The sequence below is a fragment of the Methylobacillus draconifructus genome, assembly GCF_045984385.1.
In the GTDB taxonomy this organism is placed as follows: domain Bacteria; phylum Pseudomonadota; class Gammaproteobacteria; order Burkholderiales; family Methylophilaceae; genus Methylobacillus; species Methylobacillus flagellatus_A.
Genome location: NZ_JBJQIJ010000003.1, coordinates 259,435 through 275,934 on the forward strand (window position 1 = coordinate 259,435; position 16,500 = coordinate 275,934).

A 16,500-nucleotide genomic window follows, 5' to 3' on the forward strand; every position below is an offset into this window, starting at 1 on the left:
CCTCGCGTTTCAACGGCAGTTGGGTTCAATGTGCGCTGCCCGGAATGCGGGGCTTGCGCTGGTGTGCCAGGAGCTGGCGCCTGTCCTTGACCACGGCGAGGACGACGCCCATGCGCTCAACCTCGCCGATGATGATGCCTTTCATGACATCGTCGCATTCCATGTTGGTCGTGGAAAGGTAGAAATCCGCGGCTTCCCAGTTTTTGGTGACGCTGAAGCGTTGGTCCAGGTAGGCGGTTCCCTGGATGTTCTCGGCGCAGACTGCGAACAGGTAGGGCACGATATTGCCGTCGGCGTCGCGCTTGGGCTTGGACGATATTTTCTCTTCCAATATGTCGGCCGCCTCGCGCAGGCTGCTGGACCAGTAATCGCCTTCCCATTCCTCTTCCGCCTCGGCCATGGTGCCGGCCAGGTTGTTATAGTAAATATATTCATAGGGGTGCAGGCGCCATAGCGTAGTTACCGTCAACAGGCATAGCGCGGCGCAGGCAATGCCTAGCCCCCGGCGTATGCGCGGCCATCTGTGCAGCGCATCCCAGCTCAAGGAGAGCCCCAGGCCTGCCAATACCGCGATCGGCGGCACGACAAAGGTGAAATGCCGGATGCCGTTGTAGAGCGCAGGCTTGTCGATGACATTGAACGCGATCGGGAACAGCGCCGCGATGAGCACCGCCAGCCAAGGGAGGAGCTTGCCGCGATGGGCGGACAGCTTGTCCAGGTGCAGTGCCGCGACCGCCACCAGGCCAACCAGCCCGAGCAGAAAGACTTCAGGCAGGCGTACCAGCAGGTAGGCGGGCAGGTAATAGCGCGGCACGTCACCTATCGGCATAACCCTGCCGTCCATGATAGTGAGCATATTGAATGCAAAATGCGAGAACGACTTGGCTGCCAGCAGTGGGTGGTCTGGCGACATCACGCCCCAGGGCCAGAAAACCGCCATGAGGATAAAGGCGGTCATGCCTGCAGGCACCAGGCGGAGCACGCTATCCAGCCAGTAGCGCAGACGGGTTTTCCAGCCCGTCGCATTGACCAGCCCGGCCAGGCCCAGCAGCAAAAGCAGATAGATCACGGCAAATGCGCCGCCGATGCGTAACCCCAGTGCGCAACCGACCGCAATGCCGAGTTTGACCGACAGCTTGAGCGGCGGGCGCGGCAGCTTTTCCATGACCAGCATGGTGTAATACAGGGCCCAGGCCATGCAGGCGGCGAAAGGCACGTCCTTGGTATGGGTGAACATCGCGCCGGACCAGGCGCCCGTAATGGCGAGCAGCAATACCGTGAAAAAGCCGGCGCGCTCGCCGCCCAGCCGCCGCGCGATCTTATAGGCCGCGACAATCCCGGCTAGGCCGAACAGGGCGGACAGCAGGTGCCGCATATCCCATACCCAGATCGGCAGGATACGCTCGAGCAAGGCGGCGATCAGGTCGAACAGGCCGCCGTAAAGAAAGAGGTTGCGGTATTCGAATGCGGACCTGTCGGTGAAGCCGGAACTATAGAAGTCAAGCAGCAGGCGGCCATAGATATGCTGGACCTCTTCGTCGTTGCTGATGCCGTACTGGAAGAAAGTAAAGGCAATAAAAAGGCCCAGGGCTGCAAACAGCGCTAGGCTCAAGCGGCGAAACACGAGAGGCGTGAACATGTGCCGGTCTTTATCGGATTTTGGAGCGGCGATTATACAATTGAGCCGGATTTTTTGATGTCGGTCTGATAAATAAATTTCAGTCGTGGTTTTATCGCTGGTTTCCATGCCGGTTCAACGCCCAGGCCACGTGTTCACGGACCAGTTCAGAGGGGTCGTTACGCCGTTGCTCCAGGGCCTCAACCACCTCGGGCGTCGTAGAGGCATTACCCAGCCCCACCGCGATATTGCGCAGCCATTGGACATGGCCGATGCGGTAGATGGCACTGCCGGCCATCTTCTCCTTGAAAGTGGCTTCGTCCCATTTAAACAGTTCCACCAGGCTGATGTTGTCCAGGCCGTGGCGAACCTGGAAATCAGCTTGCTGCGTCACCTGGGCAAAACGATTCCAGGGGCAAGTCAGTTGACAATCGTCGCAGCCGTACACGCGATTGCCGATCAGCGGCCGCAAATTTTCGGGAATGCTGTCCTTGAGCTCGATGGTGAGGTAGGAGATGCAGCGCCTCGCGTCCACCTGGTAAGGCGCGACGATCGCCTGCGTCGGGCAGACGTCGATGCAGGCGGTGCACTTGCCGCAATGGCCCGATATGGGCTCGTCTATCGGCAAGGGCAGGTCGGTGTAGATTTCGCCGAGGAAAAACCACGAGCCGGCATTCCTCGACAGCAACAGGGTGTGCTTGCCGCGCCAGCCCAAACCCGCTTTTTGCGCCAGCTCGACCTCCAGCACCGGAGCGCTGTCGGTGAACACGCGGTAGCCGAACTCGCCCACCTGTTGCGCGATCATGTCGCTGAGCTTCTGCAGGCGGTTGCGCAGCACTTTATGATAGTCGCGCCCCAGCGTGTAGCGTGAAATAAAGGCGAGGTTGGAGTCGCGCATGACTTCTTCGCTGTCGCGCGCTTTTGGCAGCATGTAATCCATGCGGGCGGAAATGATGCGGATGGTGCCGGGGACCAATTCCGCAGGCCGGGTACGTTTCTCCCCATGTTTTGCCATATAATCCATGGCACCATGGAAACCTTGGGCGATCCATTCCCTGTGGCGCGGCTCGGCGGCCGACAGATCGGTATCGGTAATGCCGACCTGTCCGAACCCCAGCTCCAGCCCCCAGCGCTTGATATCCGCCGCGAGGGATTCCCAGTTGTTTAAAGTTTGAGACATATGAGTGAGAATTTTACACTGGCCTTGGCCGATGAGGCAGCGACGATGGCATTGGGCGCCAAGCTTGCCCAGGTGCTGACGCCCGGGATCAATATCTACCTGCATGGCGACCTGGGCGCAGGCAAGACCACGCTGGTGCGCGGCATATTGCGCGCGCTCGGTCACGAAGGCAAGGTCAAGAGCCCCACCTATACATTGGTTGAACCTTATACGGTTTCTAGATTAAACTTATATCACTTTGATTTGTACAGGTTTGTTGATCCGGAAGAGTGGGACGCTGCCGGATTCAGAGATTATTTCAACCCGGAGTCCCTATGCCTGGTCGAATGGCCGGAGAAGGCCCAGGAGCTGTTGCCTGCGCCTGACATCGATATCCGCCTCCAGCCCGAAGGGCAGGGCCGGCGGGTCATAGCAAGCGCCAATACTGATTCAGGAAAGCAATGCCTCACAAAACTCGACCTTATTTCCTAGCTTGCCTGCTGGGGTGGATGTTCGCCCTGGGCCTGTTGCCTGTCTACGCTGCCGACGTCATCCAGGTTTCTGCGGCACGGGTTTGGCCTGCCGAGGACTACACGCGTATCACGCTGGAAACCAGCAAACCGGTCAGCCATAGCATGGTCATGCTGAAAGACCCCGAACGCCTGGTGCTGGACCTGGACAATGTCGAGCTTGGCGCCGTGCTCAAGGGCCTGGGCGAGAAAATCAACCCGAACGATCCCTATATCCGCCAGGTGCGCGTGGGCAACTTCAAGCCCGGCACCGTCCGCATCGTGGTCGACCTCAAGGCGGAAATCAAGCCGCAGGTCTTCACCTTGCCTCCCGCCGGCGAATACAAGGACAGGCTGGTGCTGGACATTTACCCGGCCCAGGACCCCTTGATGGCTATGCTGGAGCAGCGCGGCAAGCCAGAGAATGCGCAGGCGCCCTTGCCCGAACTGCAGGTGGCCCCGGAATCCCCCCCGGCTATCGCCGATGTCACTCCCGACGTCGCGCCCGGCTCGCCTTCCGCCGACAAGCCAGCCGCGGTGGTCGCGCCTCCGAGCAATAAAAAGCCCGATGCGCGCATACTCACCATTGCCATCGATGCCGGCCATGGCGGCGAAGACCCAGGCGCCAAGGGCGCCAAGGGTTCTTACGAGAAAAACGTGACGCTGGCGATTGCGAAGAAGCTGAAAACCGCGATCGACGCCGAGCCCAATATGCGCGGCGTGCTGACGCGCGACGGCGATTACTTTATTCCCTTGCACGGCCGCGTCGTCAAGGCGAGGAAAATGCAGGCGGACTTGTTCGTCTCCATCCACGCCGATGCGGCATTGAGCGCGCAAGCGCGCGGCTCCTCGGTATTCGCATTGTCGGAGACAGGCGCGACCAGCGCCATGGCGCGGCTGCTGGCGCAGCGCGAGAACGAATCCGACCTGATCGGCGGGGTGAGCCTGGGCGTCAAGGACCCCAACCTGGCCCGCACCTTGCTCGATCTCTCTCAGACCGCCACCATCAACGACAGCCTCAAGCTGGGCAAGCTGGTGCTGGACCATATGGGCACCATCAACACCCTGCACAAGCGCCATGTCGAGCAGGCCGGGTTCGCGGTGCTGAAGTCCCCGGATATTCCCTCCATCCTGGTCGAAACCGCCTTCATCACCAACCCCGAGGAGGAGCGCAAGCTCAACGACAGCGCGCACCAGGACAAGCTGGTGAGCTCCATCCTCTCGGGAATCAAGAAGTATTTCGCGGCGAATCCGCCCTTGGCCAAAACCAGAATGGTAGAAAAATAAACATGCAAATCAGTTTTCTTGGCGCCGCCGGGACAGTGACAGGCTCCAAGCACCTCGTGACCAGCGGTAACCGCCGCATTCTGGTCGATTGCGGATTGTTCCAGGGCCTGAAGGTGCTGCGCCTGAAGAACTGGGCCAGGCTGCCGGTCGACCCGGCGACGATAGACGCGGTGGTGCTGACCCATGCGCACATCGACCATACGGGATACCTGCCGTTGCTGGTCAAGCAAGGCTTCCGCGGCAAGGTCTATTGCAGCGAAGTCACTTTGTCGCTGTGCCAGCTGTTGCTGCGCGACTCAGCCCACCTGCAGGAGGAAGAGGCGCGCTACGCCAACAAGCGCGGCTATTCCAAGCACAAGCCGGCCTTGCCGCTCTACACCAAGGAAGACGCCGAGGCGGCATTGGAGCACTTGGTTGCCATACCCCTGGGACAAGATACCGAAATCCTGGACGGCATTACCGTCAAGCTACAGCTTGCGGGACATATCCTCGGCGCGTGCACGGTGCTGCTGAAGGACGAGCAGACCTCCGTCCTGTTCTCGGGCGACCTCGGGCGCATGGAAGACCCGTTGCTTTATGCGCCCACACCGCCCGAGGCGGCGGACTACCTCGTGGTGGAATCCACCTATGGCAACCGGCTGCACGAGAAAGCCGCGCCCGAAACCCAGTTGGCAGAGGTCATCAACCGTACCGCCAAGCGCGGCGGCATTGTGCTGGTGCCCGTGTTTGCCGTCGGGCGGGCGCAGGAAGTGCTGTACTACATACACAAGATCAAGCAGGAAGGGCTGATCCCCGACCTCCCGGTTTACCTGAACAGCCCGATGGCGGTGGATGCGACGCTGATCTTCCTTACCCACCATGCCCAGCACAAGCTCAATGCGGCGCAGTGCCGGGAGCTGGCGAAGGTCGCCAAGGTGGTGAGCACCATCGAGGAGTCGATGTCCTTGAACGAATTGCGCGAGCCTGCCATCATTCTGGCCGCCAGCGGCATGGCGTCCGGCGGGCGCGTGGTGCACCACCTCAAGGCGCTTGGTCCCGACCGGCGCAACACCGTCCTCTTCGCCGGGTTCCAGGCGGCCGGGACCCGGGGCGCGGCGCTGCTCGACGGGGCGGAAAGCGTCAAGATCCATGGCGAGTACGTGCCGATGCGCGCCGAGGTCGCCTCGATAGACAACCTGTCCGCGCACGCCGACTATCAGGAGATCATGCAATGGCTGTCGCAATGCCCGTACCCGCCGAAGCAGACCTTTATCGTGCACGGTGAACCTGTTGCCGCGGATGCACTCAGACACAGGATAGAAGAGGAAAAGCAATGGAATGTCATGGTTCCCGAGTATTTGCAAACCGTGGAACTCAATGGCAAATAGGGGCTTTGCTGCCGGGTCCACCGACCAACGGCACGACAGGCCCTAGCCGGCAAACCCAGGCTGGCACAAAAGGTGCGTACCAAAAGTACGTGAATGCGGTAACCGAGGAACGATGCAATGAGTAAATATGCGCTGTACATCAAGTTGGAAGCACGCCCGGAAAAGCGGCAAGAGCTTGAAATTTTTCTGAAAAAAACCCTGCCCGTGGTCAAGGAAGAGGATGAAACCAAGACCTGGTATGCCTTCAAGGCGGCGGAAAACATTTATGTGATTTTCGACACCTTCAGCAGCCAGTACGGCCGCGATGCCCATTTGCAGGGCAAGGCGGTGGAGGCGCTGCGCCAGGTGTCGGATGACCTGCTGGTGCGTCCTCCCGAGTTCGTGCCGGTCGATCTGCTAGCGCAGAAGGTCGGCCTGGAGACGGAAGTGGTGGGCGATACCGACGTCAAGAAATACGGATTACGCTTCATCGACGGCCTTTGAGCGGTTGAGACATTAGCCTGGCATGGGCGTGCCGGGGTAGAATAGGCAGCTTGATTGTCCTTGAAGCCTGCCTCATCCCAGTATGCCATCCATCAAGCTATTACCAGACCAGTTAATCAGCCAGATCGCCGCGGGCGAAGTGGTCGAGCGGCCAGCGTCCGCGCTCAAGGAAATCCTGGAAAACAGCCTGGATGCAGGCAGCAGCGATATTGCCGTGGCATTGCAGTCGGGCGGCATCAAGCAGATCAAGGTCACAGACAACGGCGGGGGCATCGCGCACGACGAGCTGCGCCTGGCATTGACCCGCCACGCCACCAGCAAGATTGCCAGCCTGGAAGACCTTGAATGCGTCGCCAGCCTGGGCTTCCGCGGCGAGGCCCTGGCGAGCATCGCCGCGATTTCCCGTACCCAGATCACCAGTTGCTACCCAGATGAAAAGCATGCCTGGCGCATTGCTTCCGAAGGCTCCTTTCTGACAGATATCGAGCCTGCGGCACTGGACGCCGGCACCATAGTCGATATCCAGGACCTGTATTTCAATACGCCCGCGCGGCGCAAATTCCTCAAGACTGAAAACACCGAGTTCGGCCATTGCGAGGAGGCGTTCCGCCGCGTGGCGCTGTCGCGTCCGGATGTGAATATGCTCCTGCAGCATAACGGCCGCGCCGTCGCCCGGCTTGCCGCAGGCAGCGCGGAAAAGCGGTTCGAGGACATCCTGGGCCGGGATTTTGCCTCCGAGGCGTTTTACCTCGACGAGTCGGCCGCCGGACTCAGGCTTTGGGGCATGGCCGCCAAGCCGACTTTCTCCCGCCATGCGCGTGATACGCAGTACGTCTACGTCAACGGGCGTTTCGTGCGCGACAAACTGATCAGCCATGCCATACGCCAGGCCTACCAGGATGTGCTGCATCACGACCGCCACCCGGCATTCGTCCTGTTCCTCGAGCTCGACCCAGCCCTGGTGGACGTCAACGTCCACCCGAGCAAGACCGAGGTGCGCTTCCGCGACGGGCAATCGGTGCACCGCTTCATTTTTCACGCCCTCAACAAGTCACTGGCAGCGCCGGTGGGGCTTCCCGGCTCCCTGGTCCCTGGCATTGCGCCTGCCGTTGCCGCGGATGGGCAAATGACTGAGCCGGTTTCCGCCTCCAGCTATCCGCGCTTCCAGAGCAATATCGACCTTCGTGCCAACGAGGCTTCCAGCCATTTTTACCAAACCCTGTTCGGCAATTTGCAGCAGCAGGCAACACCCGTTGCAGAGCTGGCCGTTGATGGCGACGGCGCGTCGCAGCCGTCTCTTTTGGCCGCTACGGTCCAAGCCGGGGCCGAGGCGGAGGATTTCCCGCTGGGATTCGCCGTGGCGCAGATCCATGGCGTTTATATCCTGGCCCAGAACAAGCTGGGGCTGATCGTCGTGGACATGCATGCCGCGCACGAGCGCATCATGTACGAAAAACTCAAGAATGCGCTGGATGCCAGCCGTGTCGCCATGCAGCCCTTGTTGCTGCCAGTGAGTTTTCATGCCGACCGGCTGGAGGTTGCGACCGTACAGGAGCAGCAGTCGCTTGCTGACAATGGCCTGGCCCAGCTTGGATTCGACATTGCCGTGCTGTCGCCGGCGACGCTGGCAGTGCGTGCCATCCCGGTCATGCTCAAGGATGCCGATGCAGTCGCTCTTGCGAGAGACGTGCTGGCCGACTTGCGGCAATACGGCGCCAGCCGCGCGTTCACCGAGCGCCGCAACGAGTTGCTCGGCACCATGGCCTGCCATGCCGCGGTAAGGGCCAACCGTATCCTCACCATTCCCGAAATGAACGCGCTGTTGCGCGACATGGAGGCCACCGAACGTTCCGGGCAGTGCAACCATGGCCGGCCGACCTGGTTCCAGATGACCATGGGTGAGCTGGACAAGATGTTCATGCGCGGCAAATAGCTTGCTGCGTTTATTAAGTTCATAAGTACCGCATTGAGCATGCCCGTTTCCCATCCTCCCGCCATCTTCCTCATGGGGCCGACTGCCAGCGGCAAAACCGGCCTCGCGGTGGAGCTGGTGCAATCCATGCCGCTGGAAATCATCAGCGTCGATTCGGCCCTGGTTTACCATGATATGGACATAGGTACGGCTAAGCCGGAGGTGGACATACTGCAGCAGGCGCCTCATCACTTGATCGATGTGATCGACCCCATGCAGGCGTATTCTGCCGCGCAGTTCCGCGCGGATGCCTTGCGCCTGATGGCGGAGATCGCAGACAGGGGCAGGGTGCCGTTACTGGTCGGCGGCACCATGCTGTACTTCCGCGCATTGGAGCAAGGCTTGAGCGGTTTGCCGGAAGCCGATGCCGGGGTCCGTGCAGAACTGGATCGGGAGGCGGCCGGGATAGGCTGGCCGGGCATGCATGCCGCACTTGCCGCGATAGACCCGGAAACCGCTGCGCGATTGCAGCCGACGGATTCGCAACGCATACAGCGTGCGCTGGAAGTGTACCGGTTGACGGGGCAGACCATGACGGCCCTGCACCGGCAGCAGGCTGCCGAAGCCCTGCCTTACCGCCTGCTCAAGATCGCCCTGCAGCCCTCGGATCGCTCCGTGCTGCATGCGCGGATTGCCGAGCGCTTCACTGCCATGATGCAGGGCGGCTTGCTGGAGGAAGTGCAGGGGCTGTTGAAAAAATACCCGGGCCTGCGCCCGGACATGACCTCCATGCGCTGCGTGGGCTACCGGCAGACGCTGGAATATATCGCGGGCAATATTGGCTACGAGGAATGGAAAGCGCAGGGCATTGCCGCCACGCGCCAGCTTGCCAAGCGCCAGCTCACCTGGCTGCGCGGCATGGACGACACCCTGGTTCTGGACTGCCTGGCGCCGGACTTGTACGGCCAGGCGCAGCGCGCGATCAGCGAGTTCCTGTCGGCAGTCTAGGAGGACTTCGCCAGCTGGCGGATGCGCTCGGCGGCCTCCATGCATTCAGCCAGTGACGCGACCAGCGCAATGCGGATGAAGCCATGCCCGGGGTTGACGCCGTGCGCCTCGCGCGCGAGGAAACTGCCCGGCAGAACCGTGACGTTATAGTCGCGGTATAGCCGTAACGCGAAGTCCGTATCCGATTGGCCGGTATAGGCCCAGAGGTAGAAGGCGGCGTCCGGCAGTTCCACATCCAATACCTCCTGCAATACCGGCGTGACGGCGGCGAATTTCTCCGCATACAGGCGGCGGTTTTCCACCACGTGCACTTCGTCCTGCCAGGCTGCGACGCTGGCGGCCTGCACGGCAGGGTTCATGGCGCAGCCGTGGTAGGTGCGGTAGAGCAGGAATTTCTCGAGGATTTTCGCATCGCCCGCGACGAAGCCCGAGCGCATGCCCGGCACGTTCGAGCGCTTGGACAGCGAGCTGAACACCACTAGGCGGCTGTAGTCGCGTCCGAGCAGGCGCGCGGCCTGCAAGGCCCCCAAGGGCGGCTCGGTTTCGTCGAAATAGATTTCCGAATAGCATTCGTCAGCGGCGATCACGAAGCCGTAGCGGTCGGAGAGGGCGAATATCTCTTTCCATTGCTCCAGGCTCAATACCTTGCCGGATGGGTTGCCGGGCGAGCAGACGTACACGAGCTGCGTGCGTTGCAGGACGCTTTCCGGCACGGTTTCGAACGCCATGCCGAAATCGTTGCCGGGCAGGGTGTTGAGGAAATAGGGCTCCGCTCCCGCCAGCAATGCCGCGCCTTCGTATATCTGGTAGAAGGGATTGGGGCTGATCACTACGGGCTGCGGCAGGCTGCTGTCGATCACGGTTTGCGCGAATGCGAACAGGGCTTCGCGGCTGCCGTTGACCGGGATGATCTCGGTATCCGGGTTCAGTGCCGGGATATCGTAGCGTTTCGCGATCCAGCTGGAAATCGCCTCGCGCAGCTTGGCAATGCCGAGCGTGGTGGGGTAGGTGGCAAGGCCGGCCAGGTTGTCGGCCAGCGCCGAGGAAACCAAGGCCGGCGTGGCATGCTTGGGTTCGCCAATGGATAAATTGATCGGCTGGTATTCCGAGTTGGGCACCGTGCCTGCAAACAGGTCGCGCAGGCGCTGGAAAGGATAGGGCTGCAGTTTGTAGAGGTCGGGATTCATGGGGAGCATTATAAACCCTGACGCTCTTTGGCAATAGTTGTGCGCGGGCAATAGCCGTACGCACCGGCGCTAGGCGCCGAATTCCCCCTTCGCACTTTCGTTCGTGAACCTGATCTTGAGCGACAAGTCATTGCGCGAATCGGCGCTTGCCAGCGCATTGCCTTCCGAGATGTCGCCTTGGCTGAAGAGCTCGAACAGGGACTGGTCGAAGGTGCGCATGCCGATGTCCTGGTTGTTGGCCATGACTTCCTTCACCTCTTCCAGCTTGGACTTGAGGATAAGCTCGGCAATGTAGGGCGTATTGATGAGCACTTCCGTGGCGACGACGCGCTTGGCCTTGATCCCGGGAACCAGGCGCTGGGAAATGATCGCCGCCAGGTTGAGCGAGAGGCTGAGCTGTATGCCTTGCTTGCCGTCCGGCGGGAAGAACGACAGGATGCGTTCGAGCGCCTGGTTGGCGTTGTTGGCATGCAATGTAGCCAGGCAGAGGTGACCGGTCTCGGAATACGAAATCGCGTGCTTCATGGTTTCCATGTCGCGGATCTCGCCAATGAGGATGACGTCAGGCGCTTGCCGCATGGCGTTCTTCAGGCCATTCTCGAAGCTCAGGGTATCGATGCCGATTTCGCGTTGGTCCACGACGGATTTCTTATGGTCGTGGATAAACTCGATCGGGTCTTCCAGTGTCAGGATGTGGCCATCGCGGCTGGCGTTGCGATGGTCGATCATGGAGGCAAGCGTCGTGGATTTTCCCGAGCCGGTCGCACCCACCACCAGGATCAGTCCGCGCTGGCGCATGATGAGCTCGTTCAATACGGGAGGCAGCCCCAGGCTTTGCAGGCTGGGGATGATGTGCTTGATATAGCGGACCACCATCGCCACCTCGCCGCGCTGGCGGAAGACATTGATGCGGAAGCGCCCAAGGCCATGCAGGCTGAGGGCAAAATTCATCTCCAGCGTCTGTTCGAATTCCTTTTGCTGGGCTGGCGACATCAGGGCATAGGCAATTTCCTTCACCATGCCCGGCGCCATGACCTGGGCATTGATCGGGATGGTCTGGCCTTCGATGTCGATATGGATGGCGGTGCCGGTACTGAAGAATAGGTCGGAGCCGTTTTTCTCGACCATGAACTTGAGTATGGGGGTGATGTCGATTGCCGCCATGTTGCCTTCCTGATTTTTGTTTGTGCCTACTGTATCACAAGGCGCAGGCTCCATGCTGGTGCGCCCATTGCACCGCAGCCCGGCGCGCGCACCAATTCAAGGCGCCATTCCTGGCATGCCTCCTGCATTGAGCGGGGTGCCGGCAGGGCGAAACAGGATTGCAGGCCAGATTTCCATGAATGACAGGGCGGTTCTGCAAAAAATGGACAAAAGCATCATCACGTCATGTCGTTGGCATAAGGATTGCATTGCCTCATGCAGAATTTCCCCACTTTTGCGTATGAACAGGCCATGCAGCTCTATATAAAACTCTTGAACAGCCCCTTGCAATCAGCCTCCGAAGCGCATGCCTCCCAGGGAGCGTCGCCTGTGGTGCTGGCGTTCCCTTGCGACCACGACCAGGAACTCCTGCATATCCTCGACAAGGTCTCGCTCGAATATACGGAGCAAGTGCTCGAGGAGGCTTACATTTGGTATGGGCCGGACGGCAGCCAGGGTATCGAAGAGCTGATGACCGGCGTCATGCCGTTCAATACCTTTTATGCCCGCATGCGGCACCCGTGGCTGCTGGAAGACTTGAGCCGGCACGTGGAAATGCACTTTCAGCCCATCGTGGATTTCACCCAGAACGGCAAGATTTTCGGTTACGAGGCCTTGTGCCGCTTGCGTGACCCCGATGGCAGGATGTTGAGCGGCGAGGATGCGTTCCGCCTGGCCAGGCAAGTGAACCGCGCCGTCGAGCTCGACATGGTGTGTCAGGACCTTGCCCTGGCGGGCAAGGCCAAGGCTATTCCCCACGGCACTCCCTTGTTCATCAACGTCTTGCCGCAAACCATCATGCGCGGGGACTGGCTGTCGGTGATGCTGGATGCGCTTGACCGCCACGGCATGGAGCACCGCGACGTGGTGATCGAAATCGTGGAAAGCGAGGAAGTGTCGCCCGAGGTGCTAGCCAAGCACTGCGACGTGATCCGCACCCAGGGGTTGCGCATCGCGCTTGACGATATGGGCTCGGGTTTCAACGGCCTGAGTACCCTGGCGGTCGTCAAGGCGGATTTCATCAAGATCGACAGGGCCATCGTGCACGAGGCGCAAGGCAGCCGCGTGCGCACCGTGCTGCTGGAGGCGATCATCTCCATGGCGCAGCGCCTGGGATGCACAATCGTGGCCGAGGGGCTGGAGCGCGTGGAGGATATTACCTATTGCCAGGATCTCGGCCTGGTGTATGCGCAAGGATTCTATTTTGCCAAGCCCGAAGCAGTGCCGGCCCAAATGGTGACGGCGCTGCCGGCGCGGGATGAGTCTCATCGCTCCTCGATCCCGGATGAATTCCGCATCAACGAATTCGTCAGCCGCGGCATCACCATCGAGGTCAACACTCCCATAGACCAAGCCCGGAAGATGTTCATTGAAAACCCGGACGTGGCCTGCGCCGTGGTGCTGGACAATTTGCGGCCTATCGGATTGCTGAAGCGCGGCAAGGTGTTCACCTACCGCAACGATGCCTTGGGCAATTACTGCGACCCATTGCCGCGTATGATCACTTCGCGCATGCCTTCGGCCACGCTGGCGCGCGGCCTGTACCTGGAACGCGGCGAGATCGAGCCCTGGATCATGGTCAGCGACGATGGCGTCTATATCGGCATTGTGCATCCGCTGGAAATCATGTCGCAGATCATCAGCCGCAAGACCAGCTCGGGCAACCTGCACCCCTTGAGTCACCTCACCACAGGGCCGACATTGCGCCAGTCCCTGGATGTGAGCTTGCGCAACAATCCCACTACGCAGCTGGTCTATATCGATCTCGACCATTTCAAGGCCTACAACGACCGTTACGGCTTCATCCGCGGCGATGCCATGATCCGCCTGTTGTCCGAGATCGTGCGCCAGGAGTTCAACAACCGTGCAGGCGTGCTGGTCGGCCATATCGGCGGGGATGATTTCGTCTTGATCCTGGATCATGAGGACCCGGGGCTGGTCAACTTGCTATTGAAGGTGGTGAGCCACTTCCAGGCACTGGCGGTGCACCTGTACGACAGCAGCGACCTGGAGCGCGGCTTCTTTACTACCGAAGACGGCAAGGACCACCCGGTCGCGAGCGTCTCCATCGCGGTGGTCAACGGCAACCAGGGGCGCATTTCCAATAGCGTGGCAGCAGCCGAGCGCGCCGCCTCGCTCAAGAAAATCGGCAAATCCAATATCGGCAGCATCATTGTCGTGGAGTCGGACCCGCCACGCCTGGTCATTCCCCGCAGCGATGAATACATTAACTGGCAATCGCGCGCGCTCAATGCGCTCAAGCTGCTGCAGACCATGCCGCGCAATGCGGATGCGCATTGCCTGGATAGCTGCTTCTCCGACTATCCGTTCTTCGAAGTGGTGTTCGAGCTCAACCCGGACGGCAGCCAGCGTTTCGCAAACTGGATCAATCCCAATATGTACGGCAAGATCAAGGCGGGCGGGGCAGGGGCCGACCGCAGCCTGCAGGCTTATTACACAGCGGTGCGCGACTCGCTCAACCCCTATATCTCGAGCATCTACCTATCCACCGCGACCGAGGATTTCTGCCTCACGGTATCCTTACCCTTATTCGATGCGGATGGCGGCTTGAGCAGCATCCTGGTGGCCGACATCAATATCGCCGCCATGGCAATGCTGAGCAGCCTGCCTGCCGAGCCTGAGGGAGCTAGCCTTGCTTCAACTGCAATAGCCTGAGGTAAAGCGCTTCAATGTCGCGGGTAAAGCGCCCGGTATCGAAAAGCGCCGAATGCTCGCGCGTGCTCAGCAACTGGTCCCGGTACTGCTTTAACAGCGCCGGCTCATGGGCAAGTTTCAGCGCCAGCGCTTCATAGGCTGCCAGGCCCGTTGTCACGAGCTCGCCCAGGCCAACAGCCTGCAGCAGGCTGGCAGCCACGCGGCTGGCGAAGGTGCCGCCGCGGCATGTGATCAGCGGGACGCCCATCCACAAGGCGTCGCTTGCCGTGGTATGGGCATTGTAGGGGATAGTATCGAGAAACAGGTCTGCATGGGCATGCCGGGCAAGATGCTGATCCATCGGCACCCTCGGGGCGAAGACTAGGCGCGAAGCCGCAATGCCATGGCTTTCCGCCGCCTGCCGCAGATTCCGGCTGGCCTCGGGGTGGCCTTGCAATAGCCAGAGCACGCTGCCAGGAGTCGCTTGCAGCAGCCGCATCCAGCAGGAAAACATTCCGGGCGTAATCTTGAAGCCTTGGTTGAAGCAGCAATACACAAACGCATTTTCAGGAAGGGCGCAGGACTCCCGGCTGGGCGCCGGGGCCACCGGGCGTTTGCGGTCGTTGGGCTGGTAAGCATGAGGCAGCAATGCCAGCCGCTCCGAATAATGATCTTGCTCGGTTTCAGGCGTAATGACCGCGTCGCTGATCAGGTAGTCGACGAAGGGCGCCCCCATGGTACCGGGAAACCCTAGCCAGGAGGCTTGTACCGGCGCAGGGCGAAGCGCCAGTATGCCGCTGCGGCTGGACTGGGTATAGCCGGTGAGGTCGATCAGGATGTCCACCTCGTCGGCATGTATCCTCTCTGCGGCGGCTTGCAACGACAGCGGGCGGATATCGACGAAGTGGTCGACGGCTTGTTGCAGGCGCAATCTTGCAGGGGTGCGGTCATCCACTCCATAGGAATAAGCGCTGACCTTGAAATGTTCCCTGTCGTGCAGTTCCAGCATCTCGGTGACGAGCGAGGCGAGCGGATGCAGCCGGAAATCGCAGGACAGGTAGCCGATATGCAGCTTTCCGCCGGTTCGGGACTTTGTTTGCAGTAAACTTGCTTGTGTTAATGGCGTTGCAGATAACAGCTGTCCGTGCCGGTTGTTCGTCCAGTTCTGCGCGCATTTGAGCTGCTCCGCAGGTGTGGTGCCAGGCATGGAGAGAAAGGCGAACGGCGACACCTGGGCCTCGGGAATGTCGTTGACCCAGCGCCTGATCTCGGCAATATCGGCATCGAGGTGTTGCCAATCGCAGAGGTGCTGCCGCTGGTGCACCAAATGCACGCGGGCATGGTATAGCCTGGGATTGATCGCCAGCGCCCGCTCGTAGCAGGCGACGGCTTCAGGCAGTTGCTGCAGCTCGCGCAATACGTTGCCCAGGTTGTTGTGCGCATCCGCATCGTCCGGGGCGATTGCCAGCGCGCGGCGGTAGCTTTCCGCCGCCAGGGCTGCCTGTCCCTGTTCGCGCAAGGCGTTGCCGAGGTTGTAGTGCCACGCGGCGTTGCCCGGCTGCAACGCAACGAGGTCGCGGAAATGCCGTTCGGCCTCGGCGAAATGGCCCGCCTGCTGTGCCTGGTTGCCCAGGGCCTGCAACACATTGCCCAGCCCGGCATGGATGTCTGCATCCTGCGGCGAGCGCTGCCTTGCTTCAATGTACGCAGCCCTTGCAGCGGCAAGGTCGCCTGCCGCATATTGCGCCGCTCCGAGGTTCTGCCAGAGGTCGCCGTCGCCAGGCGCCAATGCCAGGCCCTGGCGGAATTGGTGGATGGCGGCATCAAGCTGGCCGCCGGCGCGCAGCGCCAGCCCGAGGTTGTTGCGCTGGTCGGCATCGCCTGGGTTGATGCGGATGGCGTTGGCTATCAATTCGATAGCCTGCTGGTGCCTGCCGGACTGGTGGCAGAGTACGCCGTAATAATGCAATCCATGGGCATGCCGGGGAGCGGCGGCCAGCAACTGCCGGTAGAACTGTTCCGCCTGTTTCAGTTGACCCTGGCGGTGCGCATCAAGGGCCGCATGGAATAGCTGGTCTGGATTCATGCCCTGCATTAAACCATATTAAAGAC

The 16,500-nt window shown here is 60.7% G+C and carries 12 protein-coding genes; 7 read left to right on the plus strand and 5 right to left on the minus strand.

All coding sequences use genetic code 11. The features are described from left to right. Positions 1–25: 25 nt before the first annotated feature. Positions 26–1,639, minus strand: a complete 1,614-nt coding sequence (locus tag ACKF11_RS07540; protein ID WP_407996572.1) for an ArnT family glycosyltransferase — start codon at positions 1,637–1,639, stop codon at positions 26–28. A 91-nt stretch (positions 1,640–1,730) separates the two neighbouring features. After that, positions 1,731–2,798, minus strand: a complete 1,068-nt coding sequence (queG, locus tag ACKF11_RS07545) for a tRNA epoxyqueuosine(34) reductase QueG (protein ID WP_407996573.1) — start codon at positions 2,796–2,798, stop codon at positions 1,731–1,733. Between queG and tsaE the strand changes: the two genes are divergently transcribed. The 6 genes from tsaE (at position 2,799) to miaA (ending at position 9,343) form a co-directional block, all read left to right on the plus strand. Beyond that, positions 2,799–3,269: a tRNA (adenosine(37)-N6)-threonylcarbamoyltransferase complex ATPase subunit type 1 TsaE gene (tsaE, locus tag ACKF11_RS07550; RefSeq protein ID WP_407996574.1), complete on the plus strand. Its 471-nt coding sequence runs from the start codon at positions 2,799–2,801 to the stop codon at positions 3,267–3,269. A 17-nt stretch (positions 3,270–3,286) separates the two neighbouring features. Then, on the plus strand, positions 3,287–4,573 hold the full coding sequence (locus ACKF11_RS07555) for an N-acetylmuramoyl-L-alanine amidase (RefSeq protein ID WP_510338916.1): 1,287 nt from the start codon (positions 3,287–3,289) through the stop codon (positions 4,571–4,573). 2 nt (positions 4,574–4,575) lie between these two features. Next, positions 4,576–5,940 (plus strand): MBL fold metallo-hydrolase RNA specificity domain-containing protein, encoded by a 1,365-nt coding sequence (locus tag ACKF11_RS07560; RefSeq protein ID WP_407996576.1) that lies wholly within the window; start codon positions 4,576–4,578, stop codon positions 5,938–5,940. A 117-nt stretch (positions 5,941–6,057) separates the two neighbouring features. Continuing rightward, positions 6,058–6,423 (plus strand): putative quinol monooxygenase, encoded by a 366-nt coding sequence (locus ACKF11_RS07565; RefSeq protein WP_309565214.1) that lies wholly within the window; start codon positions 6,058–6,060, stop codon positions 6,421–6,423. Between the two features lie 82 nt (positions 6,424–6,505). After that, on the plus strand, positions 6,506–8,356 hold the full coding sequence (gene mutL / locus ACKF11_RS07570; protein WP_407996577.1) for a DNA mismatch repair endonuclease MutL: 1,851 nt from the start codon (positions 6,506–6,508) through the stop codon (positions 8,354–8,356). A 39-nt stretch (positions 8,357–8,395) separates the two neighbouring features. Then, positions 8,396–9,343 carry a tRNA (adenosine(37)-N6)-dimethylallyltransferase MiaA gene (gene miaA, locus ACKF11_RS07575; protein ID WP_407996578.1) on the plus strand — a complete coding sequence of 316 codons (948 nt, stop codon included), beginning with the start codon at positions 8,396–8,398 and terminating at the stop codon, positions 9,341–9,343. Here the strand turns inward: miaA and dapC are convergent. Together dapC and ACKF11_RS07585 are read right to left on the minus strand one after the other, a co-directional pair. After that, positions 9,340–10,530 carry a succinyldiaminopimelate transaminase gene (gene dapC, locus ACKF11_RS07580; protein ID WP_407996579.1) on the minus strand — a complete coding sequence of 397 codons (1,191 nt, stop codon included), beginning with the start codon at positions 10,528–10,530 and terminating at the stop codon, positions 9,340–9,342. The genes miaA and dapC overlap by 4 nt on opposite strands. Positions 10,531–10,599: 69 nt before the next feature. Next, positions 10,600–11,694: a PilT/PilU family type 4a pilus ATPase gene (locus tag ACKF11_RS07585; protein WP_407996580.1), complete on the minus strand. Its 1,095-nt coding sequence runs from the start codon at positions 11,692–11,694 to the stop codon at positions 10,600–10,602. A gap of 291 nt (positions 11,695–11,985) precedes the next feature. On the opposite strand from ACKF11_RS07585, the gene ACKF11_RS07590 reads away from it, so the two are divergent. Further along, complete coding sequence (locus ACKF11_RS07590) at positions 11,986–14,409, plus strand: EAL domain-containing protein (protein WP_407996795.1); 2,424 nt, start codon at positions 11,986–11,988, stop codon at positions 14,407–14,409. On the opposite strand, the gene ACKF11_RS07595 is transcribed toward ACKF11_RS07590, so the two are convergent. Then, positions 14,381–16,474 (minus strand): O-linked N-acetylglucosamine transferase, SPINDLY family protein, encoded by a 2,094-nt coding sequence (locus ACKF11_RS07595; RefSeq protein ID WP_407996581.1) that lies wholly within the window; start codon positions 16,472–16,474, stop codon positions 14,381–14,383. The two genes, ACKF11_RS07590 and ACKF11_RS07595, sit on opposite strands and share 29 nt — an antisense overlap. Positions 16,475–16,500: the final 26 nt, after the last annotated feature.

Excerpts from the sequence above, each read along its gene's own strand:
- dapC (WP_407996579.1), bottom strand. The coding sequence starts at position 10,530 with ATGAATCCCGACCTCTACAAACTGCAGCCCTATCCTTTCCAGCGCCTG.
- ACKF11_RS07560 (WP_407996576.1), top strand. The coding sequence starts at position 4,576 with ATGCAAATCAGTTTTCTTGGCGCCGCCGGGACAGTGACAGGCTCCAAG.
- ACKF11_RS07555 (WP_510338916.1), top strand. The coding sequence starts at position 3,287 with ATGTTCGCCCTGGGCCTGTTGCCTGTCTACGCTGCCGACGTCATCCAG.
- ACKF11_RS07540 (WP_407996572.1), bottom strand. The coding sequence starts at position 1,639 with ATGTTCACGCCTCTCGTGTTTCGCCGCTTGAGCCTAGCGCTGTTTGCA.
- queG (WP_407996573.1), bottom strand. The coding sequence starts at position 2,798 with ATGTCTCAAACTTTAAACAACTGGGAATCCCTCGCGGCGGATATCAAG.
- mutL (WP_407996577.1), top strand. The coding sequence starts at position 6,506 with ATGCCATCCATCAAGCTATTACCAGACCAGTTAATCAGCCAGATCGCC.
- ACKF11_RS07595 (WP_407996581.1), bottom strand. The coding sequence starts at position 16,474 with ATGAATCCAGACCAGCTATTCCATGCGGCCCTTGATGCGCACCGCCAG.
- ACKF11_RS07585 (WP_407996580.1), bottom strand. The coding sequence starts at position 11,694 with ATGGCGGCAATCGACATCACCCCCATACTCAAGTTCATGGTCGAGAAA.
- tsaE (WP_407996574.1), top strand. The coding sequence starts at position 2,799 with ATGAGTGAGAATTTTACACTGGCCTTGGCCGATGAGGCAGCGACGATG.
- ACKF11_RS07590 (WP_407996795.1), top strand. The coding sequence starts at position 11,986 with ATGCAGCTCTATATAAAACTCTTGAACAGCCCCTTGCAATCAGCCTCC.
- ACKF11_RS07565 (WP_309565214.1), top strand. The coding sequence starts at position 6,058 with ATGAGTAAATATGCGCTGTACATCAAGTTGGAAGCACGCCCGGAAAAG.
- miaA (WP_407996578.1), top strand. The coding sequence starts at position 8,396 with ATGCCCGTTTCCCATCCTCCCGCCATCTTCCTCATGGGGCCGACTGCC.